Annotated in this window: 18 protein-coding genes and 1 pseudogene; 4 read left to right on the plus strand and 15 right to left on the minus strand. The window is 64.3% G+C overall.

The genetic code is table 11. The features are described from left to right. Nucleotides 1-117: 117 nt before the first annotated feature. Nucleotides 118-1,266, plus strand: a complete 1,149-nt coding sequence (locus tag DUPY_RS13265) for an extracellular catalytic domain type 1 short-chain-length polyhydroxyalkanoate depolymerase (protein ID WP_229255355.1) — start codon at nucleotides 118-120, stop codon at nucleotides 1,264-1,266. 10 nt (nucleotides 1,267-1,276) lie between these two features. Here the strand turns inward: DUPY_RS13265 and DUPY_RS13270 are convergent, their stop codons facing one another. The 13 genes and pseudogenes from DUPY_RS13270 to DUPY_RS28900 all read right to left on the minus strand — a co-directional run bounded on the left by DUPY_RS13270 (nucleotide 1,277) and on the right by DUPY_RS28900 (nucleotide 13,991). After that, nucleotides 1,277-1,648, minus strand: a complete 372-nt coding sequence (locus tag DUPY_RS13270) for a VOC family protein (RefSeq protein ID WP_070248748.1) — start codon at nucleotides 1,646-1,648, stop codon at nucleotides 1,277-1,279. 1 nt (nucleotide 1,649) lies between these two features. Beyond that, a complete protein-coding gene (gene blaOXA / locus DUPY_RS13275; protein ID WP_070248750.1) occupies nucleotides 1,650-2,438 on the minus strand; it encodes a class D beta-lactamase in 789 nt (262 codons plus the stop codon). Nucleotides 2,439-2,486: 48 nt separating this feature from the next. Next, nucleotides 2,487-3,170 carry a hypothetical protein gene (locus DUPY_RS13280; protein ID WP_070248752.1) on the minus strand — a complete coding sequence of 228 codons (684 nt, stop codon included), beginning with the start codon at nucleotides 3,168-3,170 and terminating at the stop codon, nucleotides 2,487-2,489. A gap of 3 nt (nucleotides 3,171-3,173) precedes the next feature. Continuing rightward, a complete protein-coding gene (locus tag DUPY_RS13285) occupies nucleotides 3,174-4,448 on the minus strand; it encodes a putative Na+/H+ antiporter (protein ID WP_070248754.1) in 1,275 nt (424 codons plus the stop codon). A gap of 9 nt (nucleotides 4,449-4,457) precedes the next feature. After that, nucleotides 4,458-4,955 (minus strand): gamma subclass chorismate mutase AroQ, encoded by a 498-nt coding sequence (gene aroQ, locus DUPY_RS29250; RefSeq protein ID WP_229255364.1) that lies wholly within the window; start codon nucleotides 4,953-4,955, stop codon nucleotides 4,458-4,460. Continuing rightward, nucleotides 4,929-5,708, minus strand: a pseudogene (locus tag DUPY_RS29255) (transporter substrate-binding domain-containing protein); the annotation flags it as partial. The pseudogene DUPY_RS29255 and the gene aroQ, both read right to left, overlap by 27 nt. An 87-nt stretch (nucleotides 5,709-5,795) precedes the next feature. Next, nucleotides 5,796-6,989, minus strand: a complete 1,194-nt coding sequence (locus tag DUPY_RS13295; RefSeq protein ID WP_141749534.1) for an L-dopachrome tautomerase-related protein — start codon at nucleotides 6,987-6,989, stop codon at nucleotides 5,796-5,798. Nucleotides 6,990-7,156: 167 nt separating this feature from the next. Continuing rightward, a complete protein-coding gene (locus tag DUPY_RS27910; protein ID WP_141749535.1) occupies nucleotides 7,157-7,564 on the minus strand; it encodes a hypothetical protein in 408 nt (135 codons plus the stop codon). Nucleotides 7,565-7,577: 13 nt separating this feature from the next. After that, entirely contained in the window at nucleotides 7,578-10,736 is a 3,159-nt protein-coding gene (locus DUPY_RS13300) for an error-prone DNA polymerase (protein WP_070248758.1), read from the minus strand. 2 nt (nucleotides 10,737-10,738) lie between these two features. Further along, complete coding sequence (locus DUPY_RS13305) at nucleotides 10,739-12,208, minus strand: Y-family DNA polymerase (protein ID WP_071651631.1); 1,470 nt, start codon at nucleotides 12,206-12,208, stop codon at nucleotides 10,739-10,741. Next, nucleotides 12,141-12,896, minus strand: a complete 756-nt coding sequence (gene imuA, locus DUPY_RS13310) for a translesion DNA synthesis-associated protein ImuA (RefSeq protein ID WP_084640706.1) — start codon at nucleotides 12,894-12,896, stop codon at nucleotides 12,141-12,143. Before imuA ends, DUPY_RS13305 begins: the two co-directional genes overlap by 68 nt. A 106-nt stretch (nucleotides 12,897-13,002) precedes the next feature. Next, nucleotides 13,003-13,476, minus strand: coding sequence for an RES family NAD+ phosphorylase (locus tag DUPY_RS13315; protein WP_070248762.1), 474 nt, complete (start codon nucleotides 13,474-13,476; stop codon nucleotides 13,003-13,005). Then, nucleotides 13,473-13,991, minus strand: a complete 519-nt coding sequence (locus DUPY_RS28900) for an Xre family toxin-antitoxin system antitoxin (RefSeq protein ID WP_229255356.1) — start codon at nucleotides 13,989-13,991, stop codon at nucleotides 13,473-13,475. The genes DUPY_RS13315 and DUPY_RS28900 overlap by 4 nt, the downstream gene beginning before the upstream one ends. Nucleotides 13,992-14,131: 140 nt before the next feature. Here DUPY_RS28900 and DUPY_RS13325 point away from each other — a divergent pair, with 140 nt between their 5' ends. After that, nucleotides 14,132-14,890 carry an alpha/beta hydrolase family protein gene (locus DUPY_RS13325; protein WP_070248764.1) on the plus strand — a complete coding sequence of 253 codons (759 nt, stop codon included), beginning with the start codon at nucleotides 14,132-14,134 and terminating at the stop codon, nucleotides 14,888-14,890. On the opposite strand, the gene DUPY_RS13330 is transcribed toward DUPY_RS13325, so the two are convergent. After that, nucleotides 14,891-15,238, minus strand: a complete 348-nt coding sequence (locus tag DUPY_RS13330; RefSeq protein WP_070248766.1) for a hypothetical protein — start codon at nucleotides 15,236-15,238, stop codon at nucleotides 14,891-14,893. 29 nt (nucleotides 15,239-15,267) lie between these two features. Then, nucleotides 15,268-17,148 carry a M61 family metallopeptidase gene (locus tag DUPY_RS13335; RefSeq protein WP_070248768.1) on the minus strand — a complete coding sequence of 627 codons (1,881 nt, stop codon included), beginning with the start codon at nucleotides 17,146-17,148 and terminating at the stop codon, nucleotides 15,268-15,270. Nucleotides 17,149-17,360: 212 nt separating this feature from the next. On the opposite strand from DUPY_RS13335, the gene DUPY_RS13340 reads away from it, so the two are divergent. Both DUPY_RS13340 and DUPY_RS13345 read left to right on the plus strand, forming a co-directional pair. Further along, nucleotides 17,361-17,828: an Hsp20 family protein gene (locus DUPY_RS13340; RefSeq protein WP_070248770.1), complete on the plus strand. Its 468-nt coding sequence runs from the start codon at nucleotides 17,361-17,363 to the stop codon at nucleotides 17,826-17,828. Between the two features lie 186 nt (nucleotides 17,829-18,014). After that, complete coding sequence (locus tag DUPY_RS13345; protein ID WP_070248772.1) at nucleotides 18,015-19,547, plus strand: DegQ family serine endoprotease; 1,533 nt, start codon at nucleotides 18,015-18,017, stop codon at nucleotides 19,545-19,547. Nucleotides 19,548-19,583 lie beyond the last annotated feature (36 nt).

Here is a 19,583-nt window from a genome sequence, read left to right on the forward strand (position 1 = left end):
GTTCGGGGTCAGTGCCGACATTCGGACATTTTTGAACTTATTTATTGAATTACACTTCAACCAAAGAGTTCTCCGATGTCCGAATGTCGGCACTGACCCCGAAGCCTAGGAGGCCCGATGAAGAAAGCCGCTGGTTTGCTCCGCAGTCTGATGCGCACGTCGATCAAGACTGCGCGCCATGGCGTTGCTGTCAATAAGCTGATGACGGCGATGTTGACGCCAGCGCCAGCGTCAGCGCCCAAGCGCAAGGCCCGTGCCAAGCCGAAGGCCTCTTCAACCACCCCGTCGGTCAAACCAGCGCCTTCGACCGCCAAGCCGGCTGCCCGCAGGTCCGCGCCAGCGCCGGCAACTACCAACACCGCGCCCGGCAAATGGCTGACCTCCCACGTCGAGAGCGCCAACGGCCACCGCATGAGTTTCTGGCTGTACCTGCCGCAAAATACCCCCGAGGAAGCCGTCGCACAAGGCCTGCCGCTAATCGTCATGCTGCACGGCTGCCATCAGACCGCCACCCAGTTCGCCCAGGGTTCGCGGATGAACCAGTGGGCCGAGCGCAAGGGTTACGCCGTGCTCTATCCGCAACAACTGGTCAGCAACCAGGCCCAGCGCTGCTGGAAATGGTATGACCGCGCCACCCAGGAGGGCGGCGGCGACGTGTCCACCATCGTGGCCATGATCGACAAGGTGGCGGGCGCTTACGCCATCGACCGTTCGCGGGTGTACGTGGCCGGCATTTCAGCCGGCGCCGGCATGGCCAATATCCTGGCCCTCAACCATCCGCAACTGTTTGCCGCCGTAGGCCTGCATTCCGGTCCTGTGTTCGGCGCCGGCCACAGCACCATGGGCGCATTGGGCGTGATGCAGCACGGCGCCGCCCTGCGCGCCGACCTGGCCGTGCGCGAAGTGCTGGCCCGCCATGCGCGCTTCCCCGGCATGCCGACGATCTTGATCGCAGGCGAGGGCGACAGCGTGGTGCGTCCCATCAACCAGATGCAACTGGCGCGCCAGGGACTGGCCATCAACGGCCTGGCGCATGATGCGCCGGCAAAAATTACCCACAAGGCGCAGGGCAGCAACGCCCGCCACAACGCCCACCGCATCGACGATTTTTACGACGGCCGCAAGCTGCTGCTGCGGGTGGCCCGCATCGACGCCCTCGACCACGCCTGGAGCGGCGGCGATCCCGCCCTCAAATTCAACGCCAAGGCCGGACCGGACGCCACCCGCATGATGCTGGAGTTTTTTGCGAAGCACCGCCGCGCCTGAAACCTGGGACCTATTGCGCGGCCGGCGGCTGCCACAGTTCGACCTTGTTGCCCTCGGGGTCGATCACCCAGCCGAATTTGCCGTATTCGGAATCGTCGGCCTTGTCGAGCACCCGGCAGCCTTCGTCGCGCAAGATGGCCAGCAGGGCGTCGAGGTCGTCCACCCGGTAGTTGACCATGAACGACGCCTGGCCCGGCGCGAACGGCGTGGTATCGGCCGCGCCGATCGACCAGATGGTGCTGCCGCCCGCAGCTTTCCAGGGAAAGGTGGCGCCACCCCAGGCCTGGACGTCGATGCCGAGATGACGCTGGTACCAGGCGCGCAGTGCGGCCGGGTCTTTTGCGTGGAAGAAGATACCGCCGATGCCGGTGACGCGTTTCATGTCATCCTCCGTTGACCTGGTGTTGCAACGATTCTACCAGCGCCGGATATTCCGCGATCAACGCCTCGCGGGCCAGCACTCCTGCCGGCGTGTCCTGCGGGTCGGAGGCTTGCTTGCGGATCAGGCGCGCAAAGGCCAGCGTGCGCTGGCCCTTGCTGGTCCAGCCCACGTACCAGCCGTAGCCGGAGGCGGCGCCGGTCTTGCCATACAGGGTCCAACCGCCGGGTGTCGCATTCGACCGCACCAGGCTGGCGGTGGCGTCGTAAGCGTTGTTGCTCACGCCGAGTTGGCGGTTGACCAGGCGATCCAGGAACCGTACCTGCTCCAGCGGCGAGATCTTGAGCGAGGAGCCAATCCACGACATGGTAAGGCCATCGTTTCTGGCATCGCCACGCACATCGGTATTGCCGTACTCAAACTGCTTGACGTAGCCGGCAAAGCGCTCCATGCCCAGTGACTGCGTGATCTGCTGCGAATACCAGACCACCGACTCCTGCATCCACTTGGTCGGATCGGTGGGCGAACGCCACGATTCGCGCCAGTCCACGTAGCCTTCGCGAAACGGCAGCAGCGGATGGTGGGCATCTTTCAAGTATCCTGCATCGTAGCCCATCAGGCTGATCGCTATCTTGAAGGTGGATGCTGACGTGACCTGTTGAGCGCACTCGCCGCGCTGCAGTAGTACCTGGTGGCTGCTGGTGTCGAGGATGACGGTGCACAGCTCGACGGCTTGCGCGGTGGAGATGCCGAGCGCGAGCAGCAGCGCGGGGATGGTGCGGGATAGTTTCATGCGACTCCTTAGTTAGCTTGCCTGACTTGATGGCCATCGTTGTTCTGCTTACCTTACCCAGCTGCTATTGGCAGGCGGACATGTGGTCCTGATCCGGGTTTTGCTGGAGCCAAAGACCGAGTTGAAGTCGGCGGTCCGGCTGCGGTAGCAGGTCGTGTGCGGGCCTCGGGTGATTCTGGTGTAGACCACGCCGTCGGCCGCGGTGTAGTGGTCAGTGATTTCCGCCGTGTCACCGCCCACGTAGGCGCCGGCGATGCCGCGCGCCAGGCGCTCTTCCAGGGTCTCGGGCCGATCGTCGGGCACGCCCTTGGCCTTGCCGAGGATTTCCTTGTCGATGCGGGGCAGGTCGCGCCTGGCCTGGGCGATGATGGCGGCTGCAGTGCGCGCGGTGGCGGGCTGGTTGCTGGCGAACGGGTCGGGTGCGGTGGCAGCCATCGACGTCGGCGCGCTGTCGCGCAGCACAGGCACAGGCGCCGGTTCAGCAACTGTTGGCGCTGGTGTGACGTTGGCGGAGGTGGCAGTGGTGCGCCGCTGAGGCGCGGCGGCCACGTTCTGCGCCAGAAGCGGCGCGGACTTTGAGGGCACAGCTTTGGGCAGCGCCAGCAGCATCAGGATCGAGGAGCGCACGCCAGCAGGTTCCTGCGGCGCCTGGCGTACCGGCGCCAGGAACAGCCATAACGTGGCGCCCTGGATCAGGAACGCTGCGCTGGCGCCCCAGGCCCGGCGCGCCATCGCTTATAGCAGCAGGAACGCGGCAGCGGCCACCACCGTCGGTCCCAGTGCGCCCAGCAGCAGTCCCAGCATGCCGACCGATTCATCGTTGAAGCCGCGCCGCAGCAGCGCCACGCCGGCCGGGTTGGGGGCGTTGGCGATCACGGTCAGGCCGCCGCCGCTGACGGCGCCCGCCACCAGCATGTATTGCGCCTGCGGCGTGATGCCGTTAATTAGCGAGCCGAGGTAGGTGAGGGCGGCGTTGTCGGTAATCGCCGTCAGGGCCGTGGCGCCGAAGAACAGCGCCAGCGGCGACAGGCTCTCGACGATAGGCTGTAACCACCATTGCTGCATGCCGCCCAGCACCACCAGCCCGGCCAGGAAGAAACCGACCAGCAGCGCTTCCTTGATGATCAGTGGCGACTGGTAGCGCTCGTAGGCGCTGGTAAAGCCGAGGAACAACATGAAGAGGCCCAGGAACAGCACGGGGTGGTGGCTGAACACGACCAGTCCGGCCAGGAAGGCCAGGTGGATCACGGTGACGGCCAGCGGCACCTTCGGCGTGTCGGCGGCATCGGCGCCCGGTGTGGCCTGGATTTCGTTGGCGGCAATCGGGCGCAGGTGCGGCGCCAGCATGAAGCTGACAACGGTGGCGTTGACGACGACTGCCAGTGCCGCCTTCCAGCCGAAGTTGCTGGCCATAAAGGCGCTGTCCCAGCCCCAGGTACCGGCCACCATCAGCACCGGCGGCGCCGCGTAAGACGTCAGCGTGCCACCGATCGAGACGTTGACGAACAACACGCCCAGCGCGCCGTACTTGAGCCACTCCGGCATGCCGGCACGGAAGATCAGCGGCGCCAAGGTCATTGCGGCCAGGGTCATGGCGGCCGGTTCGGTAATGAGCGAGCCGGTCAGCGGTACCAGCGCCAAGCCGAACCAGGCCAGCGCCACTTCGGTGCGCAGCGGCAGTTTGCGCGACAGCGCCAGCAACAGGCGCTGCACCGCATCGAGCACCGGGCGCGAGGCGGCCACCACCATCACCGTGAACACGAACAACGGCTCGGTGTAATGGCGCGATTCGACATAGGCGATGGCCGACTGGCCACCGTTGGCCAGCGCCATGACCAGTATCAGCACGAACGCCCAGAAACCGAACACCACCTCCACTTCGCCCAGCAGGTGGAACAGGCCGGCATGGCGCGGGTGGCGGCGGGCCAGGGTGCCGAACGATTTGGCGGCGAAGGTATGGAGCAGGGCCAGCGCAAACAGGCTGGCGCCGATGAGTTCAATATTATGCAAAACAGGGCCTTATTGGAAGTTAATCAGTGGTGCCAGCGCCTGCTGCGCCGCAGCGGCGCTGAGCGCGGTGGCGTCGAGCGTGCGCAGCCCTTGCGCGACCTCGTCGCGGCGGTTAGCGTCAAGCAGGATGGCCTGGTTGGCGGCCAGCGCCGCCAGCAGTTCGGTGGTGATCCGATCGAGCTCGGGGCGGATGTCGGTGGCCAGGTCGGGCGCGTCGTCGAACCGGCCGGCGTGCTGTGCAGTCCAGCGTTGGTACAGTTCGCGCTGCACGGTTTTCGACGCTTCGATCTGCGCCCGGAACACTGCCTCCACCCGCTGCGTCGGCAAACCGAGCGCGCTGCCTTGCTTGACGGCGGCAGCGATGACCAGCGCTTCGCGCGGCAAATCTTCGATCGGCGCTTGCCGGTTCCACTTGGCGCGCGCGACCGGTTCGGCCAGCAGCAGGCGCTGGTCGATGGCCTGGCGCAACGGTTCCAGCGCCCAGGGGAATGCCAGCCAGTGTTTCACGTCCTGTTGCAGCGCACCGCTGGTAATACGCTCCTGCAGCCACTGGTCCACCAGCGCTTTCAACGCGGGATCGCGCGGCAGCAGCATGGCCTTGTCGGCGGTATCGAATGGCTGATCCGGGTGCACCGCGCACAGTTCCGGGTGCAGCCGTTGTTGCAGCCGCGTTTCCATGGCGTCGGTCATCATCAGGTCGGCCTTGCCGGCGGCGATCTGGCCGAAGATGGTGACGTTGTCCGGGTAGACCGTCAGTTGCGCGCGCGGCGCATGGCTGCGGGCAAAGCGTTCGTTGGTGCCGCCCGGGTTGACGATCAGGCGCACGTCGGGCTGGTTGATCTGCGCCAGCGTCTGGAAGCGTTGCACGTTGTCGCAGCGCGTGATCGGGGTCTTGCCATCGCGCTGGTAAGCGATCGAAAACAGCGCATGCTGCTGGCGCTCTGGCGTGATGGAAATGCCGCCGACGGCGATGTCGAACTTGTCGGCGTTCCAGTCGGCGAGCAAGGTGGGCCAGCTGGTGGGCACCATGGTCAGCCTGACGCCGAGGCGTTTGGCCAGGCCGGCCGCCAGGTCGATATCGAGCCCGAGGTAGTCGCCGCTGTGGCCGAGCCGGTAGGTGTAGGGCTTGTAGTCGGCAGGCGTGCCCACCCGCAGTTCGCCGCTGGCGGTGATGCCGGCCAGTTGCCGGGCCGGCCCGGCCGATGCGGCGCCGGCCGTGGCCGCGATCAGCAGGGAAAGCAATAATGTGGTGGCGCGCATCAAGCGGTGTCCCGAGGTTGGTGAACTGTAAAAATTTCCAACCGCTATGGTAACGCACCGGCTGCCCGGTGCGTTCCTGCTGCATGCTTATTTCAGCATCACGGGACCGGCGTTGATGCGGGTGCGGAACAGCATGTACGGTTTCTGGCGCAGGTCTTTGCCGTCGTGGAAGCCGGCCTGGCGGTGCAGCTGGTTGGCGATGAAATACAGGTAGCCATCGGGGCCGACCGACAGTGTATCGGGCCACAGCATGCGCGGATCGGACGCGAGGGTGGTCCACTGGCCGTCGGCCTGGCGCTGGTGAATGCTGTTGTGCTCGTAGTCGCCGGCATAGAGGCGGCCCTGGTCGTCCGCCTCCAGGCCATCGGACGCGCCTTTTTCGCCCAGGTCGCGCACCGCAGCGGCCAGTGCTGTCTCGTTGGCGCCGGCATCGAGCAACAGCTTGGTCGGCACCGCGTACAGGTGCCGGCTCGAAAGCGGGCTGTAATACAGCGTGGCGCCATCGGCCGAGAGCGCGATGCCGTCCGCCGCCACCGCAAACGGCTGCGGCGCCTTGCCGGGTGCGCGCTGGGCCAGGCGCTGGCCTTCGACGAACGGCACGAAGGCAGGGTCTGGCGATGTCGATGGATGGCCGCTCAGCTTGCGCCAGCTGCGACCGCTGTCGATATCGACCACGATGATGGCGCCCGGTCCCGAGACCGACGAATCGGTGATGTACGCCACGCCGGCTTTGCCCGCGCGCAGGTCGAAGCGCACATCGTTCAGGTAGGTGGTATCGAGCGCCACGTCGGCGGGAATGATGATGGTCTTGACGACCTTGTTGGTGGCCAGGTCCACGGCCACCAGCTTGGCCGCGCCGGCAATGCGGGTCTGGAAGCCAGGCGCGGCCGGGTCGAGGATCCAGAGCCGGTCCAGCGCGTCGACCACCACGCTTTGCACGCTCGACAAGGTGTCGGCAGGTTTTTTCGCGTCGAAGGTATTGGCCGCTTGCGAGGGGTACGCCACCACGGCGCCGTTGCGCAGTTCGCCGACCGTAAACGGTACGTCGTCGCCCCAGCGCGGGAAGTTGACAAAAATCCGCCCCTTGGCCGAAACCGTCACGCCGGTGGGCATCGGCCCGGTCTGGAACTGGTGAACTGCTTCGATGGTGCCGACCGTGCGCGCGGCCGGCACGGCGGCAACGGGCGCGGCGGCGTGGGCTGCGATCGGGAACGCCAGCTGAATCAGCAAGGCAGTAGTGGCGGCGGCGATGAATGGCACGGAGGTGTTTTTAGCTTGCATGCGGGTTCCTGAAGAGATGGGATTTTTCATGGAACGCAGTGTGGCAGGCCCGGCAGCATTTGGCCATGGGCATGGGGCGGAATGTGTTTCAACGTCAGCGTGAAAATTGGACCAGACTGCCTGCACCACGGCGGTCATCGTCAAGCAGGCAAACCTTGCACGCATATTTAAGCGGAGATCACTTCTTGTTCCTCAGTGGTGGTGAGCGGCAAGATGGAAAGCGAGGTTCGTTGGTCTGGCGTGAGCATCTTAGCTGTTGCACTATCTGTGAATACCGTACTGCCGTTGATACCCCTGGTACGTTTGGCGTCTACTCCTTTGATAAAGAATTTTTCGCTACCGGCTATCGACCGGTCCACCGCGCAAATGAAGAAAGGCACTTTAGTCGCTTGAGCCCGTTTAACGTCGGTTGCGCTGAATCCCGTGGGGTATCCTGTTCCGGTTCTGGGCGTTTTGGCATTACCGCCCAGCAGAAGAGCATCAAAAAGAAAGTGCTGTTCTGCGGTTGCGCGCATAAATTTCGTAATGCATAAGAATTCGCCAGCTTTTCCGGAAAGATTTTTAAGGTTACGCATCGCCGCCCTTCCATTAATGAAAATCGCGCGACCTTGTGTCGAGTGCGCCCAGCAGGTGGGACAGGTCCACCAGTCGCTTGGCGACCAGGTGGCGCACATTGTTTTCGGTCTGCCACACGCCGTACACGCCCAGCAGCTGCGAGCCCATCACTTCGCGGCGCTGCTGTTCCACCAGGCTTTTCCAGCAGATCACGTTGATGGTGCCGGCTTCGTCTTCCAGCGTGATGAAGACCACGCCCTTGGCCGTGCCCGGACGCTGGCGCACGGTGACGATGCCGCAGCCGCGCGCCAGCTGGCCGTTGCTAAATCCCATCAATACGTCCGAGGGCGTGAAGCGCATCTTGTACAGCCGTTCGCGCAGGAACGAGACCGGGTGCCGCCCCAGCGTGAGGCCCAGGTGGCGGTAGTCGGCCACCACGCTTTCGGCAGCCGATGGGGCGTCGAGTTCGATGGCGTCTTCCACCACCGTGGCCGGGCGCAGCAGGCCCTTGTCGGGTACGCTGGCGGCGGCTTGCCACATCGCTTGCCGGCGGTTGCCGGCCAGCGCGGCGAGGGCGTTGGCGCTGGCCAGGTGGGTCATCTGGCGCGCGTCGAGGCCGGCGCGGGCGGCCAGGTCGGACGTGTCGGCAAATGGCGCCACTGCACGCGCTTCTTCGATGCGCCAGGCGGCGTCCCGTTCCATGCCATCGACGTTGTTGAGGCCCAGGCGCACCGCCGGCATGCCGTTGGCGGCCGGTTCCAGCGCCGCTTCCCAGGTGCTGACCGCCACGTCGACCGCGTACACTTCCACGCCATGGCGGCGCGCATCCTGCACCAGCGCCGAGCGCGAGTAAAAGCCCATCGGCTGCGAGTTGAGCAGCGCGGCCAGGAAAGCTGCCGGTTCGTGACACTTGAGCCAGCTCGAGGCATAGGCCAGCAGGGCGAACGACGACGCGTGCGATTCGGGAAAACCGTATTCGGCAAAGCCCTTGATCTGGTTGAAGATGGTTTCCGCAAACTCCGGCGGGTAGCCGCGCGCCTTCATGCCGGCCTTGAGTTTTTCCTGGAACGGCCCCAGTCCCCCTTTGCGTTTCCAGGCTGCCATGGCCCGCCGCAACTGGTCCGCTTCGCCGGCCGTGAAGCCGCCAGCGACAATGGCGATCTGCATCACCTGCTCCTGGAAAATCGGAATGCCCAGGGTTCTCTCGAGCACGCCCTTGATGGCATCGCTGTGGTACGACACCGGATCGATACCTTGCCGGCGCCGCAAATACGGGTGGATCATCTCGCCCTGGATCGGTCCGGGTCGCACGATGGCCACCTCGATCACCAGGTCGTAAAAAGTTTGCGGACGCAGGCGCGGCAACATCGACATCTGCGCCCGCGACTCGATCTGGAACACGCCGATGGTATCGGCCTGGCAGATCATGTCGTAGGTGGCCGGATCTTCGGCCGGGATGTCGCCCATCTCGAAACGCTGGCCGCGCCGCTCGGAGACGAGATCGAGCGTGCGGCGGATGCAGCTGAGCATGCCGAGCGCCAGCAAGTCCACTTTCATCAGGCCGACCGCATCGAGATCGTCCTTGTCCCACTGCACGATGCTGCGGTCCTCCATGGCGGCATTCTCGATCGGCACCAGCCGGCACAGCTTGGTGTGCGAGATGACGAAGCCGCCCGGGTGCTGGCTCAGGTGGCGCGGGAAATGCATCAGCATGTCGGCCAGGTAGTTCCATTTTTCCACGATCGGCGAACTGGTATCGAAACCGCAGTCGAGCAACCGCTGTTCGAGGTCGGCGCGGCCGCCCCAGCTGTGCGACGCCTTGGCCACCTTGTCCACCACCGACAGATCCACGCCCAACGCCTTGCCCACGTCGCGCAGCACGCTCTTGGGCCGGTAGGAAATCACCACGGCGGTCAACGCCGCACGCATGCGGCCGTACTTGTTGTACACGTATTGCAGCACCTCTTCGCGGCGCTGGTGTTCGAAGTCGATGTCGATGTCGGGCGGCTCGTTGCGCTCTTTCGATAAAAACCGCTCGAACAGCAGCGTGCCGCGCGACGGATCGACTTCGGTCACGCCCAGGCAATAGCACACGGCCGAGTTGGCGGCCGAGCCGCGCCCCTGGCACAGGATGTGCTGCCCACGGGCGAAGCGGACGATGTCGTACACGGTGAGGAAATATGCCTCGTATTGCAGGTCGGCGATGATGTCGAGCTCGCGCTCCAGCAGGGCCTGTACGTTGGCTGGTATGCCGTGCGGGTAGCGCCAGTGGGCGCCGATATAGGCTTGCTGGCGCAGGTAGCTGGCCGGCGTTTCGCCGTCGGGCACCAGCTCGTGCGGGTATTCGTAGCGCAGCTCGTCGAGCGAGAATTCGCACAGCCGCGCCAGGCGCACGGTTTCGTCCAGCGCCGCGCGCGGGTACAGGTTGCCCAGGCGCACGCGCGAGCGCAGGTGCTGCTCGGCATTGGGCGCGAGCTTGTAGCCGCACTGCGCCACCGGGATGCCATGGCGGATCGCGGTCATGGTGTCCTGCAACGGTTTATACGAGCGCAGGTGCATGCAGACGTCGCCGGTGGCCACCACGGGAATCGCGAATTCTTCGGAGATGCCGTCGACCATGCGCCGGTGCAGCGCGTCGCGGGTGCGGTGGTGCAGCGTGAGCGCGATGCGCACCCGGCCCGGGGCGTTGTGCAGCAGCCATTGCGCGTGGCGCTCCACTTCTTCGTAGGGCGCGCAGTAGCGCGGCGCCAGGATGAACTGGCAGTCGGGCAGGCCGCGCAAATGCACGAGGTCGCCGGTCGGCTGGGCAATGTCGCGCGGACGCACCAGGTAGGTGCCCTTGTCGGCGCGCATGCGGCCCACGGTGATCAGCTCGCTCAAGTTGCCGTAGCCGTTCTTATTGGTGGCGACGATGATCAGGTTGAACGGCGGGCTGCCGTCTTCGGGCGTGATCGCCATCTGGCTGCCGATCACCAGTTGCAGGCCGCACTCCTTGGCGGCCACGTGGGCGCGTACCACGCCGGCCAGGCTGCACTCGTCGGTGATGGCGATGGCGCTGTAGCCGAGCTGGTGGGCGCGCTGCACCAGCTGCTCGGGCGGCGAGGCGCCGCGCAGGAAGCTGAAATTGCTAAAGACCTGCAACTCGGCGTAGTCGGGCAGGATGACTGGCGTGGTGGCTGGCAGGGTATCCATGGTCAGGCATACAGTCCATGCAGGAACCAGCGCGCATCGGTGGTGCGTTCGAGGTAGATCCAGTAGCAGCTGGCGTCGCTGCCCTGGGCCACGAAGTAGTCGCGGGCGGCGGTCTGGTCGTTCCACCAGCCAGCTTCCAGGCGCTCGGGGCCGGAGAGGATTTTGAGGGCGCTGCCGTAGAACGGCCGGTTGTCGCGCATCAGCAGCGCAATCGGTTTCGGCAGCAGCCAGAATGGCCGGCCGTCGAATACTTCGTCAGGCTGTGGCTTGGGACGCCTGGCCGTGGCCGGCAGCCAGGTGTTGCATATTTCGGGACGGTAGTCGTCCACGGTGGCGGGCGTGAGCACGTTGTCGGTGCCCAGCCGCGCGGTGAGCAGTTCCAGCAGCCGGTGGTAGTCCTGCGGCGTGCCGCCCGGCTCGGGAAACAGCGAGGCATTGGGCGGCAGCATGGCTTCGATTTTCACCGCTTCGAGCCGCAGCGCGATCACCGGCGCGTGCAGTTCCACCTTGCCGAGGCGCTCCTTGAGCAGGCGCACCAGGTGCGACTCGTGCCATGCCGGCTCGGCCAGCATGATGTCGAGCGCCGTGGGCGCCACCGCCGCGCGGCCGCGTTCATGTTCGAGGTACAGCGTGAACGCGCGCACCGCCTGCTGCATGGCGGTAAGCCAGCCCACCAGTTGCAGGATCAGGCTCGACGCCCCGTGTAATAAGGCGTCGGCGTGTTCCACGCGTTCGAAGGTTTCGATGCGGGCGGAAAAGTGCAGGGGCGGCTTGATCCACTCGAACATTTCCGGCGCCTCGCCGTAGGCGCGGTCGAGCGCGGCCAGCAGGTGCTTGTCGGTGCGCCGCAACAGCCCGGCGCGCGGCAGCCGGCGCAAGGCACCGAGGTTGCGCGCGCCGATATCGGTGAGCCAGCCTTGGAAGGGCACGGCAGCCGGGATCAGCTCGCACGGCAGCTGGTTGAGCCGTTGTTGCAGACGCTCCATCGAGGCCACGCGGCGGCCCTTGGGCTGATCCTTGGGCGGCGCGTTACGGGCCAGCAACCAGGCGCCTTCAGCGGTGGGCGCGGCGCCCAGTTGCAGCGTGAAGCCGAGCGCGGCCACGCTGCGCAGCACGCGCAGGCACAGCGCGTGTGGGCCCCTGAACAGCGTGAGACTGGCGCTCACGTCCAGCAGCAGCGACCAGTCGGGTTGATACGTGATGTCGGGTGTGTACTGCATCAGCGCGGTGGCGATGGCGTCCAGCGCCTGGTCTTCCTTGTCGGCTGCGCGCTCGAGCACGGTGGTGTCAGGCGCGATGGCCGCCACGCCGCCACTGCGCATCCCCAGGCGCACGCCAGCCTGCGCGGCCTGGCGCGACATGGCCAGCACCAGTCCGTGCTCGACGACGACCATGGGCGCCGGCTCAGACCAGCACGGTCGTTGCGCTTCGAGCGGCAACAACGGCAGGTGGACGCTTAACATCAGTTTCATGATCGTGGGGGGCAGGTTGTAACGGGATATGCAGCGGTACCGGCATATCGCCGAGAGGGATAAACAAGGGCTGGTCGCAGTGCGGGCCCTTGCGCTTGATGATCTCCACTGAGATGCCACCGGGGGCCGGACGCAAGGTCATGCGCAGCGGCGAGGGCGACGCGTCGGCTGCCGCCGCGATCGGGCGCAGCAGCCACAACCAGGTGTCGGTGCTTTGCGCGGCCAGGTTAAGCCGGCGCAGCGCTTCGGGCCGCACATTGGCCTGCCACAGCAGCACCGCGCCGCAGGAGCCGTTCTTGAGGATTTGTTCGGCCGACCACAGCGCGTCGGCACTGCTGGCAGGCTTGAGCCACAGCAGGTTGCGGTCATTCACTTGCCAGGCGCGGCACGCCATGGCGTGCGGCAGATACGGCGGCTGCACCAGCGCCACGCGCTGGCGCGCCGACAGGCTGGCCAGTACCGGTTTTAACAACTGCATTTCGCCGATGCCGTGTTGCTGCACCAGCAGTTCGATCAGCGCCGAGCGCGGCCAGCCATTATTGGGCAGTTCGCTGTCCAGAAGCTGGTGCCCGGTGGTGCAGGTGGTGGAGCGTGAAATGGCCAGTTCGCTGGCCCGCCACACATCGCGCATGGCCAGGCGGCCAGCCTGCGCGGCTGCGGTGGTAATGGCGAGTGGTGGCGTGAGCATGGGTTGTTATTAGACTTATACTGTATGTATGTACAGTATAATCCCCGCTGGCGCTGAGATGCAAGATTGATTTATTTGTCGTGCGGCTATACTTGATATCGAAGGGTCAGCGTTTGAAAAAACGCGGATCGTAGATCCAGCGCTTGATGGTCGTCGCTGTCATCGCGGCGGTGTCGGGGTGTTGCGGGTTGATCAGCACATTATCTTCATCCGGCACGATGACTGATGGCACACGTAGCAGCGCGCTGGCACCGGAGGCGATCCAGGCATCGCCTGCTGCGATGGAGCTCAGGCCGGCAGGGACAGCATCCCAGCCGCCGGGCAATGGTGCGAGTACCTGGCAGGTGGTCCATACTTCATCGGGAATCTCGATACGTACCAGGTAGCGGTTGAATGGCCCACGACCCTTAAGGTAATGCACCGTCTCCAGCGCGGCCAGCGCGATATTGACGGCGCAGTACACAACGGGGGTGCCCTTACTGTTCCAGCGCCCACCGGTCAGCCTGGCACCCATGCCACTTAAATCGTTGGCGGCATAGGCGGGTGCTTCCATCGCAATACGCCACACCACCGCAGTCATGCGTAAGCTCCGCTTTGTATCATGGCCAGTAAATTTGCCACCAGTTTTTGGCCCTCGAAGGTATCCATATAACTGGCCGGGGTTTCGCCCCCCAGCGCTGGCAATGGCTCGGTTAGCCATTCTGACACCCAGCGCGCCGCATCGAAACCGGTTGGGTCGCCCGACTCTTCGACCATGGTTTGCACCATGATGATCAGATTTTCTACGCCCAGCACCCGTTCCGATTCGTCACTGGACAGCATGAGGGCATCTTTTTCCTTGCGGCTGATGGTGGCACGCGACAGCCCCAGGCTGGTGAGCAAAATTTCCTTGCTCATCCCCATGCGCGAAGACAGGCTGGTAATCGTCGATGCCGGTATGCCTTGTCGTATCAAGGCAATCCGCCCTTGCGGATTGAGATTGAAAAGCGGGGAGCCATCCACAGGCGCGGACTTGGCTGCACTGCGGCCAGCCTTGCGAATCTTGATAGCAGCGGCGCCGGATACGGTGGCTGGCTTTTTCATAAGATTGGACATAATTGCCTCCTTTGAGTTGGTAGGTTAGCTCAAAAGAGACACTTTGCAAGTCATTTATGATAGCGGCTTTCACGTGTTTGACTTGTCCCGCCACCACTTATGCGTCAGAGTACGCCCTCATCGAAGTTGCAGGAGTTTGCATGCGTTCTCAAAGACAGGAATTTATCTCCAACGGCCTCAAACTGGCTGCCAAGCTCGACGCGCCCGACGGCGACATCCGCGCCTACGCGCTGTTTGCCCATTGTTTTACGTGCGGCAAGGATGCGATCGGCGCCCACCGGCTGGCGCAGTCGCTGGCCGCGCACGGCATCGCCGTGCTGCGTTTCGATTTTACGGGTCTCGGTGGCAGCGAAGGCGATTTTGCCGATACCAATTTTTCCTCGAACGTGGCCGACCTGGTGGCCGCTGCCGACTTCCTGCGCACCCAGCACGCGGCGCCGCAGTTGTTGATCGGCCATAGCCTGGGTGGCACGGCCATGCTGGCGGCGGCCGAGCAGATTGCCGAAGCGACAGCAGTAGTGACGATAGGCTCGCCCAGCGATCCCACCCATATGCCCAGCCTGTTCGGCAGCAAGTACCTGGAACTGATCAGAGAGCAAGGGGAGGCCATGGTGCCGCTGGCCGGACGGCCATTCCGCATCAGGCGCCAGTTTTTCGAGGACGCCGAAGCGTATCGACTCAAACCGAAGATTGCCGGCTTGAAGCGCGCCTTGCTGGTGATGCACGCCCCGGGCGACGATACCGTGCCGGTGGCCAATGCGATGGAAATCGTGACTGCCGCCAGGCACCCGAAAAGCTTTGTATCGCTCGATACCGCCGACCATTTGCTGACCCGGCGCGACGATGCGGTGTACGTGGCGGACTTGATCGCGGCGTGGAGCCGCCGCTATCTTAAATAATTACTCGTCGCCAAATTCCTCGGCCAGGTCCTTCCAGCCCTTGCCGGCGGCAAAGGTGTTGAACTCGTCCGGTGCTTCGAGCACCAGCAATTTGCTCTCTTGCAGCACCGGGTCGCCGGCCGTGAGGGCCGGGCCCTGGTAGCCGACGGTGCGCAGTTGCGCCACCACGGCGTCGATCAGGGACTTGTCCTTGTGCAAGCCCTGGACCGAGCCGGCAAAGTCCACGTACACCTCGATGGCGCCGTAGCCTTCGTCGAAGATACGGATCGCCTTGGCGTCGTGGGCGCGGCCGGCGCCGTCGGTGGCCTTGAAGGGACCGCTCAGTTGAATGTCAGCGTTGTTGTTCATATTGTCCTCAGGTTGGGCGTTGCGCCATCTTACTTCATCGGTTGCAGAATTGCTTCCAGGCGGTCAGGCGTGCCCTTGATCCGTTCCAGGCGCGGGTACTTCAAACCGTCGTGGTAGTCGATCGCGTACGTGGTGTACAGGTTGCCCTTTTTCACCAGGAGCTGGATCGGCTCTTTGCCGCCCTTGGCAGCGGTGATCGCCGCGCGCAGCACGTCCGGCTTGTAGGCGCGGCCATTGACCGCCAGCAGGGTGGAGTTGCCCGACAGGCCGGCCTTGAAGCCGATGCCTTCCCAGATGAACGACTCGAGCTTGCCCTCGGCGCCCACCGAGAAACCGAGCGAGTACTGGAAGTTGGCCGACTTGCTCAGGTCTTCCTGGGCCTTGAGGAACGGCGTCTGCTTGTCGGTGTACACCAGCTTCCAGCCAGCGCGGGTCAGGCCATCGAGCGGGGCGCCCGGGCCGTGGCTTTCCACGCGGCTGCGCAGGAAGGTGGCCCAGTCATGCGGCTGCACGGCGTTCAGAGCCGCCACCACGTCCTCGAACGTGTAATGCTTGGCGACATTGACGCCGTCATCGACACCAAAGAAGCCGCGCGCAAAATCGTTGAGCGAGCGCTTGCCGCCGGACAGTTCGCGGATCAGGGTGTCGGCATCGAGCCAGATCAGCTGGCCTTCCTGGTAGTAGTCCTCGCCGCGCTGCCAGTTGTTCCACACTTGCGGACGGCGGGCATTGATGATCGGATCGTACGTGGTGTCCTGCACCGCGCGCCAGGTACGGCCGCGCACGTTGTCGAGGCGGGCGGCCGAGGCGGCCAGCAGGTCGCGCGTGTTTTCCGGCTTGATCAGGCCCGAACGGGCCGCCAGCACGGCGCCCCAGTACTGGGTCTGGCCTTCGTACACCCACAGCAGCGAGTTGTCGAGCGGGGTATTGAAGTTGGGCACGTCCTGGCCGGCCGGGCGGCGGAATTTACCGTTCCACGAGTGGGCAAATTCGTGCGGCAGCAGTTCGCGCCGCGCTTCCCACTTGGCCCACTCGGTGAAGTAGCCGGACTTGACGCCGTTCTCGCTCGACTGGTGGTGCTCGCGGCCGATGCCGCCGAATTCGTCGCTGATGGCGAACAGGAAATCGTAGTGCTTGTAGTGTTTCGAGTTAAACAGTTTATACGATTGCTGGATCAGTGCGCGGTGCGGGCCGATCTGTTCCGGCGTCGCTTCGAGCTGCTCGGGGCTGTCGGCCACCACGTTCAGGTGCACCGGGATTTTCGCACCCGGATCGAGGTCGATGCGGCGGAAATAGCGGCCGGCAAACAGCGGCGAATCGAGGAAGGTTTCGAAGTCCAGCGGCTTGAAGGCGATCTCGTCGCCGGTGCGCGAGGCGGTCTCGAGCGCGGTGCCGAATTGCCAACCGGGCGGCACGGTCAGGTTGGGCTGGATCGTGATGTTGCGGCTGCGGTAACCGGCCGGGTAGATCGCCAGCGACTGCCATTGCACGCCGAGGATGTCGTTGGTAAACGTGGTGCGGCCCTGGCTCGCTTCGACCGGCGACAGGTACTGGAATTCGACCTCGACCGCGTTGGCGTCGGCCGGCACGTCGACCGTGAAGGCCCACACGTCGAGCGGATCGCGGCGCCAGTCGAGCGGCTTGCCGTTGGCGCTGGCCTTGAGGCCGGCGAACTGGTTCAGCGCGCCGCTGGGGCCGTGGTTGGCCACCACCCATTGCGGGTACAGCAAGGTCAGCTTGCCGGGCTTGGCCGGAATGGTCTGGCGCACGCGGAAGATTTGTTGTGCCGTATTGGAGGCGTCCACTTTGAGGACGATGGTGCCCGGGTAAGGCTGTTCGGAAATCGTGTCGGCCTGGGCGCTGAAGGTAGTAGCGAGCAGGGCGGCGAATGCGGCACGGGTGAAAGACATTGAGGACTCGGATCGTGATTGAACAAGAGAAAGAGTTTAGCACGCAGGGGGTGCTGGCAAGGCCGCAAAAAAAATCGTAAAAAAAGCCCTTGAAAGCCATCGACTACCACCCTATATCGGACTCAGTGGTTGCCCAGCAGGGGACCACCGGCCCCAAGGAATGCTTCCGACGGGGGACTCATTTATCGCTTAACTTGAAAAGGATATCCATCATGCGTACTTTCGACCTGACCCCACTGTACCGTTCCGCCATCGGCTTCGATCGCCTGGCCCAGATGCTCAACGACGCCCAGCGCGCCGATTCGTCGCCCAGCTATCCTCCCTACAATATCGAACTCGTGTCCGATGACCAGTACCGCATCGTGATGGCGCTGGCAGGCTTCAACCGCGACGAGATCGACATCACCTTCGAGCGCGATTCGCTGCACGTCGTTGGCCGCAAGCAGAAGGACGCCACCGAGCGCACCTACCTGCATCGTGGCATCGCCGCCCGCGACTTCGAACAGCGGTTCCAGCTGGCCACCCACGTCAAGGTGACCGGCGCCAGCTTCGACAACGGCATGCTCACCATCGAACTGGTGCGCGAGGTGCCCGAAGCGCTCAAGCCACGCAAGATCGTCATCGACGGTCAAAACGGCAGCGAAAACGTCACCGCCCTGGAGCAACGCCAGGCAGCGTAATCGCTACATCGTGATGTAAGACACCACTGGCCGGTTTATCCGGCCAGTGGTGCGTCTGCGGCCCTGAATCCACCGCCAGCATGTGTTGTAAGCATATGTTTCGGTGGAAATTTCATTAAGTAGGGTCTAAGTTTTTTGCCTCATATTGGATACATCTAGAATCCTAATTCAATTCAGGAGTGCATCATGTCCCAAACTACCCCAACCGGATCGAAAACCTTCAAACGCACCGTTGCCGCGCTGGCCATTGTGGCTGCCATAGGCGCCGGCGGTGCGGTCGCGGTCAAGCAAAGCAACGCGGTTGCCGCCGGGACTCCGGTGGCGGCAGTGACGGCTCCTCCATCAGCCAATACCGGCGCCCCCGCTGCGGTGGCCGCGCCAAATATCTCCCTGCCTGATTTCTCGGTAGTGGCCGCCAAGAATGGCCCGGCCGTGGTCAATATCGACGTGCGTGGCACCACCAAGGCTTCCTACGATGGCCAGGGACCAGGGCAAGGCCGCGCCGATGCGTTCGGCGACGACCCGTTCATGGAATTCTTCCGCCGCTTCCAGGGCCAGCAGCAGCGTGGCGGCCAGCGCGAAGTGCCTACCCACGGCATGGGCTCGGGCTTCATCATCAGCTCCGACGGCATCATTTTGACGAATGCCCACGTGGTGCGCGATGCGCGTGAAGTGACGGTCAAACTGACCGACCGCCGCGAATTCCGCGCCAAGGTACTGGGTTCCGATCCCAAAACCGACGTCGCCGTGCTGAAAATCGACGCCAAGGACCTGCCGGTGGTGCCGCTGGCCAAGGCCGATAACGTCAAGGTGGGCGAGTGGGTGCTGGCAATCGGTTCGCCTTACGGCCTTGACAACACGGTCACCGCCGGCGTGGTCAGCGCCAAGGGCCGTTCGCTGCCCGACGACGCCTACGTGCCGTTCATCCAGACCGACGTCGCGGTCAATCCCGGCAACTCGGGCGGCCCGCTGTTCAACACCCGTGGCGAAGTGGTCGGCATCAACTCGCAGATCTACAGCCAGACCGGCGGCTACCAGGGCCTGTCGTTCGCGATCCCGATCGAAGTGGCGACCACGATTGCCAACCAGATCGTTGCCACCGGCAAGGTCGAACACGCCAAGCTCGGTGTGACGGTGCAGGAAGTGGGCCAGGACATCGCCGATTCGTTCAAGCTGGCCACGCCTGAAGGCGCGCTGATTGCCAACGTCGAGCGTGGTGGCCCGGCCGAGAAAGCCGGTCTCAAGCCCGGCGACGTGGTGCGCAGCATGAATGGCAAAAAAGTCGTCAGTTCGATCGACTTGCCGGCCATGGTCGGCCTGATCAAGCCGGGCAGCACGGTCAAGCTGGAAGTATGGCGCCAGGGCAAACTGATTGCGCTTGACGCCAAGCTGGGCAACCTGACCGACAAGGTGGCTGCCGTGTCCGCCACCAGCGACCGTGCCGAGCAGGCCACCAGCAAGCTGGGACTGTCGCTGCGTCCGCTCGACCCGAACGAGCGCCGCGATAGCGGCATCGCCAACGGCATGTTGATCGAAGACGCTGGCGGCGCCGCGCAAAGCGCCGGCGTGCAACCGGGCGACGTGCTGCTGTCGGTGAACGGCTATGCGGTCACCAATATCGACCAGGTGCGCCAGGTGGTGAACAAGTCCGGCAAATCTGTGGCGTTGCTGATACAGCGCGGCGGCGATACAATCTTCATTCCAGTGCGGCTGGGTTAAGCCCGGCCTGCAGAACGCACCAACAACAAGAAAAGG

It is taken from the genome of Duganella phyllosphaerae (genome assembly GCF_001758785.1).
Taxonomy (GTDB): domain Bacteria; phylum Pseudomonadota; class Gammaproteobacteria; order Burkholderiales; family Burkholderiaceae_D; genus Rugamonas; species Rugamonas phyllosphaerae.